The following is a 21,921-nucleotide window of genomic DNA, read 5'->3' as shown; positions in this document are numbered from 1 at the left end:
ATCATGGAGATTCCAGTTTTGAAGCCACTTACATCAACCAGAGAATATTGCACGCCTTTTTTCCAGCGAACAGTTTTGTTAGCAATCCTGTTCTGCGCAGCGATTCCCTCTCACTCTGCCGCGGCTGAAAATCCCAACCTGCAAACACCTGTATTCTATGAAAGCAAGCTTCAACAGATCTTTCAGGAAAAATGTCTTAGCTGCCACAATTCAAAAACCAGAAAAGCGGGACTGGACCTGAGTTCCCCTGAAAGCCTCCTGAAAGGGAGTGAGTCAGGGCGGATTATCCAGGCGGGAGACGCAGACGCCAGTCTATTGTTTCAGATGATCGAGTCAGCAGAAATGCCGCCCGATGAGAAAAACCATCTGAGCAAAGATGAAGTACAACTGCTGCGTCACTGGTTGAACGCCGGTGCCCGTTTTCGTGAAAAAGTCAAAACAGCGCCTGCCGTCACACAGCATGATATTATACCCCTGCTGCATCTGCGGTGTGTCGCCTGTCATGGGGGCCGTCGCAAAGAAGCCGGTCTGGATTTGCGCACGAAAGCCTCCATTGTCAGAGGAGGGAAATCCGGTCCTGCGGTCATTCCGGGCAACCCGTCGTCAAGCCTGTTAATCAAACGGATCCACGCTGGTGAAATGCCACCGCCGCGCAAACTGGTCTCAGCCAGCGTCAAACCGATGCAGGCAAATGAACGGGAACTGCTTTCCCAGTGGATTGCACTGAAATTACCAGAAGTAGAATCGCCGCACAGTGAGGAAGAAACACTGGTCACAGAGGATGATCGGAATTTCTGGTCATTTCAGCCCCCGAAGCAGCCAACGCCTCCCAAGGTTCAGGGTCAGGGCCGTGTCCGGAATCCGATTGATGCTTTCATTTTACAGCAACTGGAACCAAAAGGGTTGAGCCTGTCTCCTGCCGCCAGCAAACGAACTATAATTCGGCGACTCTATTTTGATCTGACCGGGCTGCCTCCAAAGCCTGATGAAATCGAGCAGTTTCTCAACGATACCGATCCAAGAGCGTACGAAAAACTTGCTGACCGCTTGCTCGCTTCCCGCCGTTATGGCGAACGCTGGGCGCGGCACTGGCTGGATGCCGCCGGCTATGCCGATTCGGAAGGCGCACAAAATGAAGACAAACTGCGGCCTCATATGTACCGCTATCGTGATTATGTGATTCAGGCCCTGAATGAAGACAAGCCCTACTCCCGTTTTCTGATAGAGCAGATTGCCGGCGATGAACTGGTCGATTACCAGTCAGGCAAAATCACACCGGAAGTTTATGACTGTCTCGTCGCCACCGGATTTCTGCGGACCGCTCCCGATCGCACGTTTGCGAACATTACGAATTTTGTCCCGGATCGCCTGGAAGTAATCGCCGACGAGATGGACATTCTGGGTTCTGCAGTGCTGGGTTTAACTATTAAATGTGCCCGCTGTCATTCCCATAAATTTGATCCCATTCCTCAACGTGATTACTATCGCCTGACTGCCGTGTTCAAAGAAGCCTATGATGAACACGACTGGCTAAAATCACAGGGACCGCGGACTCTGTCCTACATCCCTAAGGAAGAGCGTGACAAATATAATGAACGAGAGCAGGAACTGGCTGCGCAAGTACAACAGCTCAAGCAGGAAATCGCGAAACTGACCGCTCAGGCTCAGAAGTTGCAGATTAAAAAACTGGCCAAATCCTTAGAGGAAGCCGATCCACAATATAAACAGAAATGTGATCAGTTGCAGCAACAGATCAAAGCGGTAGAAGCCAGAAGACAGCCTCAACCAAGGATTCGCGCCTTATGGTCGCGAGGGACCCCTTCCCCCAGCTATATTTTGAAACGTGGCAACTATCTGACGCCCGGACGCCCCGTCGAACCCGGTGTGCCAGCGGTTCTTACCCGCCAGCAAAACCCACTGGAGGTGATTGCCCAGCCCGGTCAGCAGGAGCCTAAAGGGGGGCGACGTCTGGCGTTTGCCCGCTGGCTGACTCAGCCCGCGCATCCGTTGACCGCGCGGGTTATGGTCAATCGTATCTGGATGCATCATTTTGGCAGGGGAATCGTCAAGACACCCGAGAATTTTGGGCGGGCGGGGGAACGCCCCACTCACCCTGAACTGCTTGACTGGCTGGCGACGGAATTTGTTCGACAGGGTTGGAGTCTGAAGTCCCTGCATCGGCTGATGGTGACCTCAGAAACCTATCGACAGTCCTCAGATGTATCCGATGAAGCATTGCGTCTGGATCCAGAAGGCAGTCTGTTCTCCCGAATGCCTTTGAAAAGAATGGAAGGCGAAGTCCTCCGGGATACACTGCTCTTTCTGTCAGGTCAGTTGGATGAAACCCCCTATGGCCCGGCTGATCCGGTAGACGTACGTCGTGATGGCCTGGTGACATCCAAAGCTTCCGACAAAGGCTGGCGCAGAAGCATCTATGTTCTGCAACGCCGTACACAGATACCGACGCTGCTGGAAAATTTCGACTATCCACAGATGGGGCCGAACTGTATTCGACGTGGTGAATCCCTGGTCGCGCCCCAGGCATTACATTTAATGAACGATCAGATGATTCATCGACTGGCGACTGATTTCGCTGCGAAAATCCGCAGCCAGGCAGGCAGCAGTCAGACGGAGCAGGTCAGGCAGATCTATCGTCAGGCATTTGGTCGCGAGGCAGTTCGGAAAGAAGTTTCCATTGGCGTCGAGACGATGAATGCATTGAACCAGGAATGGTTGAATGCATATCCCACGACCAGAGCGGAGGAAGCAGCCCGAAAATCGCTGACGAATTATTGCCACGCGATCTTTAATCTGGCCGAATTTCAATATATCGATTGATGGGACTGTTGATCAATTATACTGCAGCAGAAAGTGAAGGCGTATGAACCCTGAAACTCCTGGCCAGAATCAAATTCCTCGACGCAGTTTTTTTCAGCAGGTCTCCACGGGTCTGCAGGGAGCCGCCCTGACCTGGTTACTGCAGCAGGATCTGTACGCAGATGAAAAACCGAAACCGCCTCACCAGACTCCCGTGTTCGGTCCCCACCATCGGCCTCGCGCCAAGTCAGTGATTCATTTATTCATGAACGGCGGTCCCAGCCAGATGGACCTGTTTGATCCCAAACCTTATCTGGACAAACACCATGGCCAGGATTACTTTCAAAAAATCGCCGGTGAGGTCGAATTCCCTGCCCAGGCAGGTGCCATCATGCGCAGCCCATTTCAATTCGCCCAACATGGAGAATCGGGGATGTGGGTCTCCGATATCATGCCTCACCTGGCAAAGCAGGTTGATGAAATCACCATGATCCGGTCGATGTATACGACCAATTTAACTCATGAACCAGCGCTGTATAAAATTCAATCAGGGAGCGAATTTACGGGGCACCCTTCCCTGGGCGCCTGGGTTTCCTATGGACTGGGTAGTGAGAACCAGAATCTGCCCACCTATGTTGTTCTTGATGATCCACGTGGTCTTCCAGTAAACGGAATAGAAAACTGGCAGTCCGGCTTTTTACCGGCTCAACATCAGGGTACCCGCTTTCGCGCCACCGGTTCACCCGTACTAAACCTCAAACCCGATTATGAACAACCGTCCGCAGTGACACAGCTCGAACGCGATCTGATTACCCGCCTCGACCGAATTCACCAGCGAAAAAGGACACACCATCATCAACTGGAAGCGCGGCTTTCCTCATATGCTCTGGCAGCACGTATGCAGATCACTGCTTCCGATGCCCTTGATCTGTCACAGGAAACCCAGCAGACTCAACAGCAGTATGGCATTGATCAACCTGTGACAGAATCGTATGGTCGCCGCTGCCTGATTGCCCGGCGCCTGGTCGAACGAGGCGTGAGGTTCGTTCAACTCTTCATCAATAGCCAGATCTGGGATACCCATAGTTCCATCGCTGCCAACCTGAAGAAGGCTTGCCAGAGAACTGACCAGCCGGTAGCGGCTTTACTTCAGGATCTGAAACAACGTGGCTTGCTGGATGACACGCTGGTCATGTGGGGTGGCGAAATGGGGCGTTTGCCGATTGCCCAACTGGCTGCGAATAAAGATGCCAGCAAGTCAGGCCGCGATCACAACAAAAATGCCCTCTGCACATGGATGGCGGGTGGAGGCGTCAAAAAAGGACTGGTCTGGGGCGCCACAGACGAACTGGGCTTTGCTGCGGTTGAGAACCGTGTCAGCGTTCCTGACTGGCACGCCACCATGCTGCATCTGCTGGGGTTAAACTACGAAGAACTGTTTATCTCACGCAATGGACTGAAAGAACGTCTGACCGGAGTAGGAAATGATCCCCAGGTCATTCGGGGTATCCTGGCTTAACCAAAGTCTCTCCTTCGCAGCAGCCCCTGTATGGTTACAGGGCTACTCAAGCGGTATCCAGGTAATTTTCCTCCTCTCAATTGACGTCATCATGTTGACTGAAAAGAAATATTAAAATCTTTTCACAATTAATTAGCATTCCTAATCGAAAACGTTAGGATCGTAGAAAACCCTCTCTACCTGATTCTTTCCGAGTCAGGACAGTCGTCGATTTTCCTGTTTAAAGTCCCAATTCGGGACAAACACAACCAATTTAATGTCACTACGAAAAGCAGGCAGTTTCAGACACAATTGATTCAGAACCGACAGGAGGCACCATGTTCAAACGTGTTACTTCGTGGTTAAATTCTTTGCTGCTCAGTCCCCCCGCTTTGTGCGCGATGCTTGTCATTTTTTTTACAGGATCCCTGTTGCTCTGTAACTATTTGATCCAAGTTGATGCAGAGGGAAGACCGCTGGCACGAAAACGCGCCGTGTTTAAAAACCACCCGGTCACCCAGGAGTTAATTGAAGCCACCAGTGAATTAAACTGGCAAACAGATCCGGAGCAGGTATCCCGCGTCGATGAATTATGCGAGACCCTAGCTCAAATGAAATCGGATCGAGAACAGAATCTTGTTTCCAGTACAGGCGATTCTGATGTAGCGGATTATCAAAACTGGTTTGTTGATATTACCGTTCCAGTCAGACAGGCATCAACGGATTCCATTCGAGAGTCGGAAATGTGATCGACTGTTGCTGGAGTGATCGATAAAGAAAGAACAGCTGCAGACATTCAATGTAAACCGTAGCGGCTCATTTTATAATGCAGCGTCCGCACGCTGACGCCTAACAGTTTAGCTGTCTTTTCGCGATGATAATCACAGGATGCCAGCGCCGCCGTTATTGCTGCCTTCTCTGCTTCCTCGGTTACTTCCACAAGTGTTTTTACGGGAACTGAAGTAGACGACAATACAGGATTCAATTCGACGGGCAAATCTGTCGCGTGTATAATTTCCCCCGGCAGGGTTACAACCAGTCGTTCAATCACGTTGCGGAGCTGTCTTACATTTCCAGGCCAGCGCGCCGTGACAAATTTCTGCATTGACTCGGGAGAAACCTGCTTCAAGGGACGGTTATGCCTCTGACAGAAGTGCGTCAGGAAATGCTCGATCAACAGGGGGATATCATCTCGACGTTCACGCAGTGCCGGAATATGAATCGGGATCACATTCAGTCGATAAAACAGATCCTCACGAAAGGAGCCGTCTTCAATCAGTGGCTCAACCGATTTATTGGTCGCAGAAATAATACGGGCATCACTGGTAAATACTTCTTCGCCTCCCACTCGCATGAACTGCTGAGTTTCCAGGACGCGGAGTAAATCCACCTGACTTTTGGCTGGCATCTCTGTCACTTCGTCCAGAAACAGAGAGCCTCCCTGGGCCTGCTCGAAGCAGCCTGGTTTCTGCCGGGTTGCACCGCTGAACGATCCTTTTTCGTGTCCGAATAATTCGCTCTCCAGTAGAGTTTCGGGCATGGCACCGAGATTGACGGCAACAAAAGGACCACTACAACGATTACTTAAATCATGTACGGCCCGGGCAACCAATTCTTTCCCTGTGCCACTTTCCCCTTGAATCAGAATTGTCGCATCGGTCGCTGCCACCTGACGAATCTGTTGAAACACATCATTCATCGCGGCGCAGTTCCCTATGATATTGGAAACCTCACCGGCATTAACAAGCCGGTTCCTTAATTCAAGATTCTCAATCTGTAAACGATGATGCTCTCGTGCCTTGCGAACCTGATGCCGAATCAGGTCCAGGTCCAGAGGCTTTGTGATAAAGTCAAACGCCCCCAGACGCATGGATTTCACCGCTGTTTCCACGGTACCGTGTGCCGTAATGACAATCGCCGTTGTTTGAGGACGGATGTGTAGAATCTGATCTATCAGTTCCAGCCCGTCCATTTCTCCCGGTAAACGAACGTCAGCAATAACCAGTTGAAAAAAACCTGCACGGAATTTAGCAAGCCCTTCTTCCGCATTTTGTGCCGTCTCTAATATATCGGCTTCGCGAGCTAAACCTTTTGCCAGCCCCGAACGAATGTTAGGTTCGTCATCGATAATCAGTATTCCAAATCCGTCAGAGTTCATAGCTTCTCGTTTATTGGCAATATCACAGAAAAAGTAGTTCCACCAGCACCCGTCTTCACATCAATGGTCCCATCATGCTGCCTTACAATCTTTTCACATAGAGCAAGTCCCATGCCGGTTCCGTCATTGCGTGTTGTAAAATAGGGGTCAAAGATGCGATCACGAAACTCGGCTGGAATCCCTTTCCCGGTATCGGTTACTTTAATGCGAAGCCATTCCCCCTCCTGTTGCAAACTGATAGAAAGAGTCCCTCCATCAGGCATAGCCTGTAATGCATTCAGTGCCAGATTCAGAAGCACCTGATCCATGTGAACAGAGTCAGCTTTGATTGCCGGGAGGGTTTTCTCTGCAAGGTTCACTTCCACCTTTACATGCTGCTGTTCTGCCTGGGGTCGAATAAACCGCGCTAACTTATTAATCAGGGCTGCTAAGTCTACATCGGAACGTCCTGGCTCAGACATGGAGGCATAATCCCGAAATCCTTCCAGAACGGCAGTCAAGCGGATAATTTCGGTATGGATCACCCCGAGCATTTCATCGACTTCCGGGCTGAGATTCTGCCCCATCAGCGCTTCATCCAACAACTGGACATGCAGAGAGAGTGCACTCAGTGGATTTTTAATTTCATGTTGCAGTCCTGTGGCCAATGACCCCAGACCTGCATAACGTTCCATTCGTCTCAGTCTCTGTTCCATCAGAGCACGCTCTGTGACATCACGCACATGGATGACCGTCCCCAGTTCTTCCTGTTGCTCGTTCCTCAGCAAAGAGCAACCGGCCCGCAGAGTCTGTTCATGTCCCTGCGTGGTAATCGTATAATCACAGTCTCTGACGGGAGAATGATGCGCATTAACATGACTGCAGATCACCGAAAGCAGGGTATGTTCAATCCCAACCACGGATAATGGCTGATCCAGGACATTACCATGCAACCCGAGCAACTCCATGCCGCGCGGATTGATACTGGTGATGGATTCATTTCGATCCGTCGTGAGGACCCCCTGATCCATGCTGCCCAGCACATCGCTAGCCAGAACCTTGACCTCACGTAAAGACCGTTCACTATTCAGATAGGCGCGAACCAGTAAAGCCAGAGCAACTGCGGTCACACAGATATTCAACACCAGCAGGATCGATAACTGGGACTGAAATCGTAATTCCCCCGCCAGTTCCCGTGCGACTGCCAGATCACTGTCAGGCAGATCTCTAATAATACGCGCTACAATTTCCTGTTCATGCTGGAAATCCGCCAGAATCCAAAGGGTCACCACCAACCCTGTCAGACTCAGTAGAGTCAGACCGCCGATAGCCAGTTGAAATCCGCGACTGACGCGTGTCTCGTAGACATGAAACATCTATAGGCCCCTGCCCTCCACACTTTTCTCATTCACCTGAGTAAGGTGCATACACTTCAGAATGACTGGAGGACCACTCTGCAGCGGGAAGGCCTCAGACACAACCCTTTCACATACCAAACATTATACTCACAACTTGTAATTTCTCAATAATTTAAACAGCATCGTCCTCCCGTGACCAATCTTCCTGCAAATCTTTGCAGGTCCCATGCAGTAGTTTGCACAATACTTTATTCAATTTTTCTATTTCAGGATTCTGGCTGAAATCATTCCGAGGGTTAACGGTTACACCGATACTGGAATCGGGGCTGGCTCCCAGGTACCACTGTCAGAAACTGGCATGAGATTTGTAATCAACCTGTCTCCAACTGCGATCTCATTAAAAGGAGCTCCATTTTACTGTCGCGTCTTCAGGGCTGTTGGGCCCGAGAACTTTAGATTGGAAGACGCGAAAGTGAACTGTGATGTGCTCCAGATCGCCTGAGCAAAAACGAATCATGATCAAATTGGGAATATTTTAATGCATCAGAAACATACCTTTGGGAATCAGCGATCTGTTAATAATCAAAAGTATCAAAACGTGCGCCAACCGTTGAAAATTTTTCGAAATTGTACGATCGTAGTAATGACAATCCTCTGGTTATTCACCTTTCAACTCCCCGGAGCCGGAGCCCAGCTTCCGGAGATTGATGAAGACGAGAAAGGGATTCTTTCACAACTGCAAATCCTGCAGCAGCAGATTGATGAATTGAAAACGCAGCAGTTGGTATCGACTCAGTATATCAGTGCGCCCCCCACTGCTCCTGCCTCCGGGATGGCTGAAGACGAATATGATTCCGACTTGCCTGAGTATCTGTTTGGAGATCCTGGTGAAAGTAATTCATTTCCCACAGCCCGTCTGACAGGTTTTTTCCAGGCAGATGCCGTCGGGTTTATTCAGGATGCCGGGAATATCCAGGCTGTGGGTGACATCCAGAATGGAGCGGACTTCCGTCGAGCCCGACTCGCTGCAACCGGTGATGTCTGGGATAATGTCGGATATATGCTGGAAATGGACTTCGCGTTTCCAGGCCGCCCGAGTTTCATGGATGTCTGGCTGGAAGTGCGTGATGTTATGGGTGGCAATAATGTGAGAATCGGTCAATATCGACAACCATTCGGGATGGACGGTTTGACCAGTGTGAAAGAACTGGCCTTTCTCGAACGAGCATTACCATTTGCTTTCTTACCATTTCGACAAATCGGGGCCATGGTTTTTGGAAATACGGAAGACGAGCAGTCAACGTATGCCTTGTCCGGCTTTCGTTTTCCGACCGGCCCCTATGGAGGGAACATCGGCGACAGTGGCGGTTTAGGTGTCGCTACCCGCTTGACCCACCTGTTGATTGATCATGGTGATGGCAATGGATTGTTGCATATTGGTGGCGGTTTCACATTCGCCAATCCTGCCAACAATCTTGTTCAATATCGCAACCAGCCTGAAGTGTTTGTCTCAGAAACCGGTGGTGCCGCCCAGGTTCCCGTCGGCGTGCCATTAGCCGTGCCTCCCTTCGTAGATACCGGACTCATCCCGACGCAGAACTTCAGTCTGTTTAACGCGGAGCTGGCTTATGCCATTGGTTCGTTTTATGCACAATCAGAAGTCACCTGTTCCGTTGTGAAAGAGCGGAATGGGACCACAAACAATTTTTCCGGTGCTTATGCCCAATTTGGCTACTTCCTGACAGGTGAATCCAGAGCTTATAACCGCAAAGGGGGTGTATTCGGTCGCGTCGTGCCGCTGGATCCATTCAGCAGGGATGGTGGCTGTGGTGCCTGGGAATTAGCTGGTCGCTGGTCTTACATTGACCTGAACGACAAGAACATCCAGGGAGGCCGATTGACGGACCTGATGCTCGGTGTCAACTGGTATCTCAATCAGTACACCAAGTTCCAGTTTAACTACATCCACGCCTTCCTGAACAGCAGTTCTAATGTGAATGGCCCCGTGATTGATAACAGTAATGCAAACATCCTGGCCGTGCGGGCACAGGTTGACTTTTAGAACGCATCACATTTATGTATAGCGTCTTTCAGTCTAATCTACTCGGGCCATACAGCCCTGTAGACGAATTGAAATCAAGTAAATAGTTCAAGAGATGCTATCGTTAACTGGGGTACGTCTCAGAAACAACCTGACCTGTTTCCGTTGTCCGGTTTTCTGAGTTGAACCATTGACGACTCTGCGTTTCATGTAATACATTATGTTACATGAAACGCAGTAGCAAATTATCCGGTGTACTTCACATCCTGCTTCACATGGCCGAGCAGTCGGGGCCCATAACTTCCGAAGACCTGTCCGGGATGATGGCCACCAATCCTGTGGTGATCCGACGGACCATGGCAGGACTTCGGGAGCGGGGATATGTGCAGTCGGAAAAGGGGCATGGTGGCGGATGGACTCTGTCGTGCGACCCATCAAAGGTAACACTGCGGGATATTTATGTCGCGCTGGGCACTCCTTCACTGCTTGCTATTGGCAATCGTACTGAATCGCCTGACTGCCTGGTTGAACAAGCCGTGAATGCCGCTCTGCAACAGACTTTTCAAGATGCGGAAGAGTTGCTGCTCGCTCGGTTTGGTGAAATTACGCTGTCCAGGCTGAGTGCCGACTATCACGCGCGTCTCATTACTCGTGGCAGTTCTCCCTCGTGTCGCGGAGCGAGTTGATGTCTCTTACCCCGAGTGAATCTCCATTCTCTGATGCGCGCACTGTCGCTCGCTATGCAGAAGGACCACCGCGCATTGTCCCGGGATTTACTGACATGCAGCGCATGACAGCTCTACTATTAGCCGAACGAGTTCCTGAGAAAGGTCGCGTACTCGTGGTGGGAGCAGGAGGCGGTTTGGAGTTGCAAACATTTGCGCAGGCTCACTCAAGTTGGACCTTCGACGGCGTCGACCCGTCCTCTGAAATGATCCGACTTGCAGAACAGACATTGGGACCACTCGCGTCGCGCGTCCGGTTGTATCAGGGGGAGGTTGACATCGCTCCAGAAGGTCCATTTGACGCAGCAACTTGCCTCTTAACCATGCACTTCATAGAGCTGGAAGAGCGACGACGAGTGGCAGTCGAAATACGCCGCCGACTGCGCCCCGGATCCCCTTTTGTGGTTGTCCACTTGAGTATTCCCCATTATGAAGATGCAGGAGAGCGGTCCAGGTGGCTGTCGCGATACGCTGCCTTCGCTGTCAGCTCCGGAATCGCCCCCCAGAACGCGGATACTGCCCGCGCCATGATTGAATCCCGTTTGAAAATCCTCACCCCCGAGCATGATGAAGCAGTCTTACGTGAAGCGGGATTCTCGAACGTCAGCCTGTTTTACGCCGGATTTTCATTTCGCGGCTGGGTGGCATATGCCTGATGCGGTTCAGAACATGTCCGCGGAAAGCTCAGAGGTCTTGACAGAAATCACGCAGTTGCCAGTCACCTGTCATGCTAGCTACCCGCCAAAGTAAGCACATGAAGGTGACTGGCAAACCACGTTATCTCCTGTTGATAATTAAACTTGAACTTCCCGCTAAACGGTGTCCAGTTTTACTGTAGCGTCTCCAGGGCTGTTTGGCCCGAGTAGATTAGATTGAGAGACGCTATGCTTAAATGTGATGAACTCTGGCTTCCGGTTTTTGATACATCCCATTAAAGGAGTCATCACAAGTTATAAAAAAATGCCCTGGCTGGATCTCAGGACGTTCCAGCCAGAGCGAAACTGGTCATGCCACTGGAAAAGTTTTCATGACCACCTGTGCAACCAACATGTAGACGGGAATACCGATGGTAACATTGTAAGTAAACGTGAGCCCCAGTGATGCTGCCAGAGGCAGAGTGGGACTGGCTTCGGGAATGGCGAGTCTCTGCACAGCTGGGACAGCGATATAGGAAGCTGCCCCACACAAAACGGCAAAGAGTGCATAAGTCCCCAGGTCAAATGCTTGCCCCAGAACGATACTGTATCCATGGGCCACCATAATTCCAATTATTGCAAAAACGTTCGGAGCAAGGACACCAAACATGATGAATCGCCAGCCAGCGGTCTTCAGGTCTTGCAAACGACGGCAGGCCGTAATTCCCATTTCCAACAGGAACAGACACAACATACCGTGAAAAATATTAACAAACAGAGTATCGTCTGCCCGCGTGACCGCCTCACCCTGCAGTCTTCCCAGAAATCCGATAATAATCCCGCCAAACAGCAGGTAAAGACCGGGATTCAAAAAGACTTCATGCAGAAGTTCTTTACTGAAAACGGGTTGTTTTTCTATTTCCACATCCAGTTCCGCTGCCAGTTCCTGCTTTGTGGCAGTCACTGTTTGGGTTCTCTCAGCAACAGCCGCCATAGAATGGACATGCGTGTGACTTCCGTCATATTGAGTTAACGGTTCGCCGTCTTCATCGACTGTAATTTCTCCACCACCGTCTGCTCCCTGCATCGCTAACGCTGAATGGACGGCAGGTTGATAGCCGGCTTCGTGCGGCATATTCCCCTGAGGATCCATGCCGTTCTGACGTAAACGAGAAACAAGGTACAGCGCAACCAGGCAGCCCGGGATTTCCATCACGGCTAACATGACAGGCATATAAGCAGCGTAAGCGATGTTGGCAGCGGCTATCACCCCCAGACAGGTCACAAAAGTACCTGCTGAGTCAGATCCATAAAACCCGGCGACAGTAGCCGCATCAACCTGACGCAATTTCGTCGTACGTCGTAAAATAAAATAAGCTATAAGACCAATGCACAGGTTCGTGATGAATCCAATCGCCATGAAACCCAGAGCCTGACCAAACTCGGCCAGAGAAAGCGAAGCCAGTTCTTCACCGCCATGCCAGCCAATCGCCACCAGCAGGTACAGGGTCAACCCCTGATACACGGCTTTCGGGAATTCGAACGGCACTTTCAGAATGGGAATCAAAAACCCCATATAGAAAAACAGCAGGAGCGGTTTAAAAAGGTTATGAGCAAAATTATGAACGAATTCTTCTAACAATCTAGTGCTCCTCAGGGTAGCAGGGCTTGTCGGAAACTTGACCGAACAGGAAATTGAACAGCTCTACCTGTTGCAATCAGCATACCCACAGGTCAATTTTATCGACTAATTTGTCTGCCAGAGCGTTTATCCCCTGAAATGCAGCGGTATTACGCTTGAAATATTTTATTGGTGACTTATTTTCATGCTCAGACAAACGCAGGTCATTTTGATTCTGCCAATGAATACCTGCAAGATATTGCACTCCGAATGCAATTTCATGCAGAACAGACGAATGAAGGACCTGACGATTTTGTTCCCCGCGAGGCTCCCGAACCAAGTAGAGCCTGTACTAAGTGGCAAGCGAAATGACGTTTGTCGGAAGGTGAGCTTTTTCTGCTGAGATGACTTCAGGATGTTCATCTCAAGTCGATTCAGCAGGATGTGGTAGAATCTGTCCCACGGGAAAGGCTGTATGGGGAGCTAGGGATACCGTCGGATGATTTAGACTGTCTCCCATTATACGGTAGCGTCCCCAGATACATTGGAACCGACTTATTCGAGGAGGAGTATGATGTTAAACCTGTTTTCCTTGAGCCCCGTTCTTGTCGGTCAGGTCTGGTGCAGAGCTTTATTCCAGGCTGCGTTCTGTTTGTCCATGGAATTTTCCCAAAGGGCAGCCAGGTGTCAAGCAGAGATGAACAACAACAGTGCGCGATACGTGTTGATGGGTTCTGATACTGGAGTGATGCCGGGCGTCACGGGGGCGATACTGCGGTGGAGTGTGTTGATCCACAGAGTGCGTTTGAGCAGTTTTTGGTTAAATCATGCTCAAACAAGGGGCTTAGATAGTGCAAAAGTCATCACCGGTTCCTGCTCTCTCCCTGCACAAATACTGAACCGCGCGCGCGACTCATTAAGGCGCATATCTTGATGAGGGGCGCGCAGGGGTCAAGAGGAGTTTATTCAGTGCGAGATTTTGGAAGGCAGGGCAACACAATAGTCTTAGACTTGAGAGACCTGTGCCTGCTCGTTGCGTTGCTGTTCATCTACCGCTTTATGGTGTTCCCAGTTACCGGCGGCTCCAGAACGTCGCTCATCCAGATTTCTCAACACGCTGGCTTTTCCATAAAGGAGCAGGTGATCATTGATCTCCAGACGAGTCTCCCCCCTGGGAGCACCGACATAGCTTGTATCGGGTTTTTCAATTCCCAGTACCAGGATCCCTTCAGAATCCAATTTGAGCTCAGTCAGTTTTTTACCAGCGAGCCAGTCGTCGGGGTTCACATTCAGTTCCACTACCAGGTAGTCTCCGGTCAGATGGAGCAGCCCTGCATAATCTCGAATTTCAAGATCGGTCCAGCGCTGCAGTGCATTTTGAATCACCCTGGAGATACGATGGTCAATCCATTCACTGTATGCAAGCATCCACAAGAGTGATAAACCGCAGGCGAGCAGCGCAATGCGCCCCCACAGACTTGAGCTCGACTCTGCCCCGACAAAGGAGATAATGAGAGAAGAGATAGCTGTTACAACTCCCGCGTTACCCAGAATCATCAGTGTCATAATGATCCGACGACGAACAGGATGACGCATGACTTTTTCCGTTTCACTGGTTGTGAAGCCGGTACTGGTAAAAGCAGACCGTGCCTGGAATCGTGCCAGTGGAGTGGAAAGCCCTGTTAATGTTAACGCCACCGTCGCCACTCGGACCACAATGATCGATACAACAATAATCACTATCAGTGAAATGATCGCAAACATATTTCTACTGGATTCATTCTTCTAAAATTGAAAGAGATGACTTTCTATGCCGTTATTTTTTTGCAATGACCCACACCGCGTGGACAAGTCCGGGGATATAACCACACAAAGTCAAAACAATATTGAGCCAGAAATGCATTCCCAGTCCGACCTGCATTAAGACACCCACTGGTGGCAAAATGATAGCCAGGATAATTCTTAATACATCCATGAAGGTAGAGGATTGAGGTTGAGCGTGTTGCGGATACGAAGTGGACATAGTCTATTTCCTTTCTGAGAGGCAGAATACTATCTGCTGTGATGTCACTTGAAACGGATTCTGATTTCTCTGTAGTTTTACAAACGATCCCGATTCACTTCAGGATCAAAACTTTCAATGTGACTGAAGAGATTAGAAAGCATATCCCGTACCAATCTCACCACGACGTAAACAGAAACTGTAAAGCACTGATTAACAAGGACTTAGACAGCAGTAAGAACAAGCTAAGTGGAAAGCGATCCTGGCAGCAGGGCGACCGGGTTGAAAGTAGAGCCATCAATGGAGAACTGTGGGGAGAGGAGTTCCTGCGCCATAGGATTCAACTGAAGAGTAAGTGAATCAGGAATTCTCAGATTTCCACGCGGCGAGTTCATCGCTGAGTCGTGCGACCTCGGACTCAAGTACGGGAATCGCGGCGGGGACTTCCTCAAGCTTCCCCTGATGTCCATAATCCTCAATTATTTTCGCCGCTTCTACGGCTGGAGAAGCATTAAAGTTAGCACAAAGGCCTTTCAGACTGTGTGCTGCCCGCGTCAATTCTTCTACATCTCCTGCGACTGTCTGTTCATTTATTTCTTTCAGTAAGCCGGGGGCGTCCTCGAAAAAGAAATTGACCATATCATTCAGGATTGCAACGTCATTACCGACTCGTTTGAGGGCTGCCCGCATATCGATCGCTGGCCGGGAATCTGCTATCGGCGGTTTAGATACCGGAGCATCCTGTAACGATTCCTTTTCTGACTCTTGAAGGGAGGGTTGGGGACTCGCGAGACTTTTTCCGGGTAAGTGACTCTTTTGATTACGCATTGCCAGTCGCTCCAGAACCAAAATCAATTTTTTGGCATCAATGGGTTTTGAAATGTAACTATCCATACCGGCAGCAATACATTTATCGCGATCGCCGCGCATCGCATAAGCCGTCATGGCAATAATGGGAATGTGCTCACCAGAGCCATATTCGTTCTCGCGTATCATGGCAGTTGCCTGCAGACCATCCATCGTTGGCATTTGTATGTCCATCAGGACTACATCAAATGATTCATTTCGCAGATAATCAACGGCTTCACGACCATTATCGGCAATCACACACTGATGCCCCCGCTTCTTCAGAATCGCGGTAATCACTTTCTGATTTGCAGGAGTATCTTCTGCCACCAGAACTTTCAAAGTCTGTTTCGATTCCCTGATTTGAGATACACTGGAACGTTCCAGTTGAGGGCCTTTCAAAGCAGTCATGATGGCATCCAGCAGGTCAGATTGGGAAACCGGTTTTTCCAGAAATGCAGAAATTTCAAGTCCCTCGCATCGTTCACTGAAAATCTGGTGATCGGCAGAAGACAGCATGAGAATCGTCGCGGAATCAAGCAAGCCTTGCTTACGGGCCCGCTCAAGCAGCATAAAACCATCGGTCTCCGGCATCAGCGCATCAACAATAACCAGAGGATATGCCTTGTCTTCGTCAGTAACGGCAGACAGTCGGTCTAATGCTTCTTCCGCTGAGTCGACTGGAGTCGGCGACATGGACCAGTTCGATAGCATCTCTTCCAGAATCACACGGTTTGTCCGATTATCATCCACCACCAGCACCGGAAGGTCACGTAATTCAGACACCGATGATTTGTTGTTTTCAAGATCAGACTCTTCAGGTTCGACTACCGTCAGGTTAACCTGAAATGAGAAACAACTCCCTTTTCCAGATTCACTGCTCAGTTGCATTTCCCCTTCCATTAAGCCAATCAGTTCATGACAAATCGCCAGACCTAAACCCGTGCCGGAATAGTGTCGCGTGGTCGATGCATCAGCCTGCGCAAAGGGTGCGAAGATTCGTTGCTGATCTTCCGCAGCGATTCCTATCCCGGTATCCGATACACTGAATTCCAAATGGACCTTTTCGCCCGGCTGAAGTTCAGGTGATGGATTTACTTGTGTCTGTTTCTGGGAATCCCCAGTCTGTTCGGCAGAGGACTCAATCAGCTTAACACTAACAACGACTTCTCCCTGCTCTGTAAATTTAATCGCATTCCCAGCCAGGTTCGTCAAGATCTGGCGCAGGCGAGTCGGATCTCCGAGAACCCGAGACGGTACTCGCTTATCGATGCGGCAGATTAATTCCAGTCCTTTCTCGCAGGCTCTCAAGGAAAGCGTTTTTACTGCTTCGTCGAGCATAACCCGTAGATTAAACGGCACTGGCTCCAGTTCAAACCGTCCCGCTTCCAGTCGAGAAAAATCCAGTATGTCATTCACCAGTAAGAGCAGTGAATCGGCTGAATCTTTTGCTGTCTGTAAATAATCTCGTTTGAGAGGCGTCAGGTTTTCCTGCAAGGTCAATTCGAGCATTCCCAGGATCGCATTCATCGGCGTTCGAAGCTCATGACTGACATTAGCCAGAAATTCTCCTTGTGCACGGGTAGCCTGTTCGGCTTCATCCTTGGCTTTGCTGAGTTCCTCTTCACGACGACGCCTGGCGGTGATATCTCTTTCGATACTTGATGACCCCACCACCAGATGATCCATGCCACGAATGGGGGAAACAGTAATGGCGACATCAATGATGGTACCATCTTTTCGCATTCGTTTCGTCTGAAACTGATCGAGTCGGCGACCTGTTTTCATCGCTTCCAGAATCTCAGATTCTTCTCGCGCCATCCCTGGAGGCAGCAGAATCGAAACGGTTTCACCAATGACTTCTTCTTCCAGCCACCCGTAGATGACCTCTGCTCCGTTATTCCAGGATGTGATCGTACCATTGGGAGCTTTCCCAATAATTGCATCTCCCGAAGAATCAACGATGGCTGCCAGCCTGGTTCGTTCTTCTTGCCATTGCACTCGTTCAATCACATGCCTGATCAGGTTACTAACCCCCCGAGACAGCGCCAGCAGATTTAAATCGGGAGAGGTGAGCCTGGTATTAAAGAACTCAACCACAGCAATCACATCCCCCTCGATCTTAACAGGGAATGCAAAAGCGGACCGAACTCCCAGGGCTGCAAAGTCTCGCCGTTGATTGATGGCATCTTCATTTTCAAAGTCCGTGACCCAGACAGGTTCGCCACGACTCCAGACGTACCCGGGCAGATCTTCTCCGGGCATGAAGCTCTGCTTCTCTGATTCAGTGCGTAATTCGAGAAAATGATCTCGATTTGCCAGATGCCAGATTCTGGATGAGACTAGACTATTCCCTCCCTGGCTGCACAGGTAGGCATGCCCAACAGGCCAACCTGATATTTCTCCCAGGTTGGCAACACAAATTCGCAAAGCATCTTCGAGGGCATCGCTTGTCGAGGACGAAAAACTCGCCTGCTGCAGTAAAGCCGCCTCTAGTTTCTCGCGTGCAATGAGTTGCTCAGCTTCCTTCCTGTCAGAAACATCTCTGATAAAGGCATTAAAGATAATCTGACCATGCCATTCGATCTGCGTGACAACCAGTTCAATCGGAAATTCGTGTCCATTCCTGCGAAGAGCTGTCAACTCCAGCTTGTTATTGATTACCCGTCCTTTTCCCGTCGATTTGAATAACCGCATGCCATCCAGATGCTGTTCAAGATACTGAGGAGGGATGATTAATTCTGAAACGGTATTTCCATTTGCCTCATCTCGGGTCCAGCCAAATATTTCTTCGGCCCGCCGATTCCAGTCAATCACATAACCATCCATGTCCATGGTAATGATCGCATCCATTGCGGAATCGACAATGGTCTGTAATCGGTCATCGGAAGCCCATAAAGCATTATTCGGGAATTCAGGCTTTGAAGAGAGTCCCATTTGATTTCGTGCCCGACTGGTAAAAATGGATTAGAAAAGTATTAGCGAAATCTCTGAAGAAGTAATGGAATTAATTTAGCAGAATGTTATTAAAAAATCCACGACTACAGGTGGAGGGCAGGAACTCTGAAGAGAGGCATATTCTAAGAAAATCTCGACGATCAGAAATGGATTCCAGCATTACAGATCTTAAACTCAAATTCAATCCAATCTGCAAATCACCTGGGAGTTTTTAAAACTTTTGCTTGATCAGGATCGGAATCTGATTCCTGTGTGACAGGCTCATCAGAATCAGCAGCGTCTTCAACCCCGTCGAACAACTTCCGTCCCTCGCGGGCTGCATCTTGAACGATCTCCTCTCCTTTTTTCACTGCCTGTTCTGTATCCTCTTCGACTTCATTTTTATGGATCGTTATGGTTGCACTATCATCCCTATCAGCAAACGAAACCCAACCTCCTAATACCATGGCGACAATTGCTACAATGATCAGTACGATAATGATTACGTTTTGCATCTGTTTTCTCCAGTAAATCTACCTACCACTGCGGGGGGTATGATAAACCCGGCCGACGGCATTCTTCTGAATGCCGTCGGCCGGTCGTCTCAGCAGTTTCGAATCAAGCATGTTTTACTTGCTTCAAATACTTATTCTGTGGGAATTCTTTTTCCTGTCAGCAGACTGATTACTGCCAAAATGAGAAAGATAAAGAAGCAGATTTTAGCTGCGCCATAGGCCATACCGCCGACCAGACCAAACCCAAATAGACCCGCTACTAAAGCAATTACTAAAAACATTAATGCCCAACTCAACATGGTGATACCCTTTCAATTAGTGGGGTTGTTAGTTCCTGCGAAACCGGGTTATCAATTCCGATCCGGCTGGAAGCATTGGAGTTAAACTTAACCAGCCGACCAGGAATGACCCTGGTTCATTCAATTTACATGTTTCAATTTCAATCACATTGCTGCGATGTTATTTAACTTCGCAATCGCTGTGCCAAGTTGAAACCACGAGACAGCAAATTGACCTAAGGCGTTACGAGGAAATATGATAGAACTCTTAGAAAATCTGTACAGAATCGAGCACTGATTATTTCATCGTGTAAAGATCGACTGCTGACCGCTCGCTGGGGAACTTGTTTGCGCGTTAAGCGACCGTTTGCAGATCTGATTAGAAGAACAGGTTCCCTCAGTCGGGAGCGATGTAAGAAGAGACGGGAAACCTGCAGAGCGGCTGTGCAGAAATCGTCGTTACCTGCCGATAAAAGCGTGTTTAAGAATGACTAAACCTGGACACAGGCTAGTCATCATCAATACTCACAGTTTTCTCAAGTGAGATGCCGAACTGGGCAATGCGATCTCGAATCTTGCCTCGAGTAATTCCAAGAATTTCTGCAGCGCGAGTCTGATTACCGCCCGTTTCATTCAAAACTCGCGTTAACAGATACCGCTCCATGGCTTCCAGTGTTTCGCTGTATAGATCTGTTGATTGATTTGCGAGACGTTGATCTACAAACAAACGTAAATCCGCTAACGGCAAATCATCTCCATCGACCTCATTTTGAGACTCTAGCGGGGCAGCCTGTGAGTTGAACCGTCTGGATAATTCATCTGGTAGAAATGAAGGAACAATGATTGGAGAAGTGCTCTTCAACAGAGACTGCCGAACCACACTTTGAAGTTCCCTGACATTCCCAGGCCAGTTATACTGAATCATCAATTCCAGAGCCTCTGAAGAAATCCCTTCCGTTTCTGTACGCCCCATTTCGTAACATGCTTCATTCAGATAATGCTCGACCAGTAATGCGATGTCATTACCGCGTTCGCGTAAGGGAGGCAGCGAAATCGTCATTCCATTGAGTCGGTAGAACAGGTCTTCACGAAACGAACCAGCTTTAACCATCGATTCAAGATTGCGGTTCGTGGCTGCGATAATGCGGACGTCGGTTTCAATGGTTTTATTACCACCAACCCGTTCAAATTTCTGCTCCTGCAACAGACGTAAAACCTTTCCCTGTGTCAGCTGCGACATATCTCCGACTTCATCGAGAAAGATTGTCCCGCCATTACATTGTTCGAATTTACCGATTCGCTGTCTGTCTGCACCTGTAAAGGCGCCTTTTTCATAGCCAAACAATTCGCTTTCCAGAAGAGTTTCCGTAAGAGCGGCACAGTTGACGGCCATGAAACTTTCTTTGGAGCGGGGACTGTGCTGATAGATTGCCCTGGCGACAAGCTCTTTGCCGGTTCCACTTTCTCCGCGAATCAGAACATTGACGTTTTCCGCGGCAACACGTCCAATAGCCTTGAAGACCTCAAGCATTTGTGGACTACGCCCGACAAACTGATCTCCTTTACTCGATTTAGTATCTCCCACGGGCAATGCGACCGGGATATTCATCAACCGACGTGTCTCAATAGCCTTCTGGACCAGTTGGTTCAGTTTTGGAAGATCCAGTGGCTTGGCAAGATAATCAAAAGCCCCCAGTTGCATGGCTTCGATGGCAAGGTTGCTTTCGCTGGAAGATGTAATAAACACGACTGGTAAGCGTCGATCCAGTTTATGGATATCTCGAAAAACATCTAATCCGGAAACTGAGGGAAGCATAATATCCAGCAGAACAACTTCAGGAGCACTCTTGCGAATCGCTTCCAGTGCCTCATCAGCCGTCCCAGCAGTGACGACGTCGATATTTATTTTTTCCAGTGATCGACGTACCATTTCCCGTACTGTGCGATCATCATCCACCACTAATGCCTGAGACATATTTGATTCCGAACTGATTCTATATCTGAAAGGATTTATTTTGCTGAATTTGATTATTCTAACAATCTGATTTCTGCATTACAAAGATCAGAAAAGAAATTCCCAGACAATACTTTTCCTTCTAAACCCCGACAAAAATTGATTCTGAGGATTCTCCTCACCCGTTGCGAATGAAAAACAGTAGAAATTCATCTGGCACGAAAACACGAAAGAAGCTGGATCAAGAGCTTTACGGACGGCAAATACAATTGGATAACACACATCAAAACGACCAAGCTTATCGAAAACGGACATCGTTCCCGATGCAATGCAGAAAATTAAATCGAAATCCAGTGATATGAAAGATTGACTGTATTTGGCGCTGCGTTACACACTAAGCATCCATGACCAGCTTCCGGAGTTTGGTCACCAGCAGGCCTATGACAGCCCTGTGGCGAACTAACCATGTACGCCGCAGGGCTTTTTTTATTGCCTGACTCTGTTTCTGCGAATGGCGTTTCTGCAAATTATTGACTGATTGTCAAGCACCCCGGTTT

The 21,921-nt window shown here is 49.2% G+C and carries 15 protein-coding genes; 6 read left to right on the top strand and 9 right to left on the bottom strand.

What is annotated here, in order from left to right:
- Positions 1-18: 18 nt before the first annotated feature.
- The 3 genes from ACN0YH_RS22655 to ACN0YH_RS22645 all read left to right on the top strand — a co-directional run bounded on the left by ACN0YH_RS22655 (position 19) and on the right by ACN0YH_RS22645 (position 5,064).
- Positions 19-2,838 (top strand): DUF1553 domain-containing protein, encoded by a 2,820-nt coding sequence (locus tag ACN0YH_RS22655; RefSeq protein ID WP_417381872.1) that lies wholly within the window; start codon positions 19-21, stop codon positions 2,836-2,838.
- A gap of 43 nt (positions 2,839-2,881) precedes the next feature.
- Entirely contained in the window at positions 2,882-4,336 is a 1,455-nt protein-coding gene (locus ACN0YH_RS22650; protein WP_417381871.1) for a DUF1501 domain-containing protein, read from the top strand.
- A gap of 317 nt (positions 4,337-4,653) precedes the next feature.
- Positions 4,654-5,064, top strand: a complete 411-nt coding sequence (locus tag ACN0YH_RS22645; protein WP_417381870.1) for a hypothetical protein — start codon at positions 4,654-4,656, stop codon at positions 5,062-5,064.
- Positions 5,065-5,111: 47 nt separating this feature from the next.
- Here ACN0YH_RS22645 and ACN0YH_RS22640 read toward each other — a convergent pair whose 3' ends face one another.
- Together ACN0YH_RS22640 and ACN0YH_RS22635 are read right to left on the bottom strand one after the other, a co-directional pair.
- Positions 5,112-6,473, bottom strand: a complete 1,362-nt coding sequence (locus ACN0YH_RS22640) for a sigma-54-dependent transcriptional regulator (protein WP_417381869.1) — start codon at positions 6,471-6,473, stop codon at positions 5,112-5,114.
- Positions 6,470-7,828 carry a two-component system sensor histidine kinase NtrB gene (locus tag ACN0YH_RS22635; protein ID WP_417381868.1) on the bottom strand — a complete coding sequence of 453 codons (1,359 nt, stop codon included), beginning with the start codon at positions 7,826-7,828 and terminating at the stop codon, positions 6,470-6,472. Before ACN0YH_RS22635 ends, ACN0YH_RS22640 begins: the two co-directional genes overlap by 4 nt.
- A 625-nt stretch (positions 7,829-8,453) precedes the next feature.
- Between ACN0YH_RS22635 and ACN0YH_RS22630 the strand changes: the two genes are divergently transcribed.
- From ACN0YH_RS22630 to ACN0YH_RS22620, 3 genes are all read left to right on the top strand, one after another.
- On the top strand, positions 8,454-9,872 hold the full coding sequence (locus ACN0YH_RS22630) for an OprO/OprP family phosphate-selective porin (RefSeq protein WP_417381867.1): 1,419 nt from the start codon (positions 8,454-8,456) through the stop codon (positions 9,870-9,872).
- 206 nt (positions 9,873-10,078) lie between these two features.
- Complete coding sequence (locus tag ACN0YH_RS22625) at positions 10,079-10,537, top strand: Rrf2 family transcriptional regulator (protein ID WP_417381866.1); 459 nt, start codon at positions 10,079-10,081, stop codon at positions 10,535-10,537.
- A complete protein-coding gene (locus tag ACN0YH_RS22620; protein ID WP_417381865.1) occupies positions 10,537-11,232 on the top strand; it encodes a class I SAM-dependent methyltransferase in 696 nt (231 codons plus the stop codon). Before ACN0YH_RS22625 ends, ACN0YH_RS22620 begins: the two co-directional genes overlap by 1 nt.
- A 349-nt stretch (positions 11,233-11,581) precedes the next feature.
- On the opposite strand, the gene ACN0YH_RS22615 is transcribed toward ACN0YH_RS22620, so the two are convergent.
- The 7 genes from ACN0YH_RS22615 to ACN0YH_RS22585 form a co-directional block, all read right to left on the bottom strand.
- On the bottom strand, positions 11,582-12,853 hold the full coding sequence (locus ACN0YH_RS22615) for a sodium-dependent bicarbonate transport family permease (protein WP_417381864.1): 1,272 nt from the start codon (positions 12,851-12,853) through the stop codon (positions 11,582-11,584).
- Positions 12,854-13,837: 984 nt separating this feature from the next.
- Positions 13,838-14,596: a TrkA C-terminal domain-containing protein gene (locus ACN0YH_RS22610; RefSeq protein ID WP_417381863.1), complete on the bottom strand. Its 759-nt coding sequence runs from the start codon at positions 14,594-14,596 to the stop codon at positions 13,838-13,840.
- Positions 14,597-14,648: 52 nt separating this feature from the next.
- Positions 14,649-14,807, bottom strand: a complete 159-nt coding sequence (locus ACN0YH_RS22605) for a YqaE/Pmp3 family membrane protein (RefSeq protein ID WP_145232569.1) — start codon at positions 14,805-14,807, stop codon at positions 14,649-14,651.
- A gap of 387 nt (positions 14,808-15,194) precedes the next feature.
- A complete protein-coding gene (locus ACN0YH_RS22600) occupies positions 15,195-18,617 on the bottom strand; it encodes a PAS domain S-box protein (RefSeq protein ID WP_417381862.1) in 3,423 nt (1,140 codons plus the stop codon).
- Between the two features lie 218 nt (positions 18,618-18,835).
- Positions 18,836-19,132 carry a hypothetical protein gene (locus ACN0YH_RS22595; protein ID WP_417381861.1) on the bottom strand — a complete coding sequence of 99 codons (297 nt, stop codon included), beginning with the start codon at positions 19,130-19,132 and terminating at the stop codon, positions 18,836-18,838.
- A gap of 131 nt (positions 19,133-19,263) precedes the next feature.
- Positions 19,264-19,431: a DUF1328 domain-containing protein gene (locus ACN0YH_RS22590; RefSeq protein ID WP_291167079.1), complete on the bottom strand. Its 168-nt coding sequence runs from the start codon at positions 19,429-19,431 to the stop codon at positions 19,264-19,266.
- Positions 19,432-19,918: 487 nt separating this feature from the next.
- On the bottom strand, positions 19,919-21,385 hold the full coding sequence (locus tag ACN0YH_RS22585) for a sigma-54-dependent transcriptional regulator (RefSeq protein WP_417381860.1): 1,467 nt from the start codon (positions 21,383-21,385) through the stop codon (positions 19,919-19,921).
- Positions 21,386-21,921: the final 536 nt, after the last annotated feature.

This window comes from Gimesia sp. (genome assembly GCF_048262075.1).
Classification (GTDB): Bacteria; Planctomycetota; Planctomycetia; order Planctomycetales; family Planctomycetaceae; genus Gimesia.
This window is presented reverse-complemented; position numbering and strand designations above follow the sequence as displayed.

Coding starts and splice junctions, on each gene's coding strand:
- ACN0YH_RS22650 (WP_417381871.1), top strand. CDS start 2,882: ATGAACCCTGAAACTCCTGGCCAGAATCAAATTCCTCGACGCAGTTTT.
- ACN0YH_RS22645 (WP_417381870.1), top strand. CDS start 4,654: ATGTTCAAACGTGTTACTTCGTGGTTAAATTCTTTGCTGCTCAGTCCC.
- ACN0YH_RS22640 (WP_417381869.1), bottom strand. CDS start 6,473: ATGAACTCTGACGGATTTGGAATACTGATTATCGATGACGAACCTAAC.
- ACN0YH_RS22635 (WP_417381868.1), bottom strand. CDS start 7,828: ATGTTTCATGTCTACGAGACACGCGTCAGTCGCGGATTTCAACTGGCT.
- ACN0YH_RS22630 (WP_417381867.1), top strand. CDS start 8,454: ATGACAATCCTCTGGTTATTCACCTTTCAACTCCCCGGAGCCGGAGCC.
- ACN0YH_RS22625 (WP_417381866.1), top strand. CDS start 10,079: ATGAAACGCAGTAGCAAATTATCCGGTGTACTTCACATCCTGCTTCAC.
- ACN0YH_RS22620 (WP_417381865.1), top strand. CDS start 10,537: ATGTCTCTTACCCCGAGTGAATCTCCATTCTCTGATGCGCGCACTGTC.
- ACN0YH_RS22610 (WP_417381863.1), bottom strand. CDS start 14,596: ATGTTTGCGATCATTTCACTGATAGTGATTATTGTTGTATCGATCATT.
- ACN0YH_RS22605 (WP_145232569.1), bottom strand. CDS start 14,807: ATGGATGTATTAAGAATTATCCTGGCTATCATTTTGCCACCAGTGGGT.
- ACN0YH_RS22600 (WP_417381862.1), bottom strand. CDS start 18,617: ATGGGACTCTCTTCAAAGCCTGAATTCCCGAATAATGCTTTATGGGCT.
- ACN0YH_RS22595 (WP_417381861.1), bottom strand. CDS start 19,132: ATGCAAAACGTAATCATTATCGTACTGATCATTGTAGCAATTGTCGCC.
- ACN0YH_RS22590 (WP_291167079.1), bottom strand. CDS start 19,431: ATGTTGAGTTGGGCATTAATGTTTTTAGTAATTGCTTTAGTAGCGGGT.
- ACN0YH_RS22585 (WP_417381860.1), bottom strand. CDS start 21,385: ATGTCTCAGGCATTAGTGGTGGATGATGATCGCACAGTACGGGAAATG.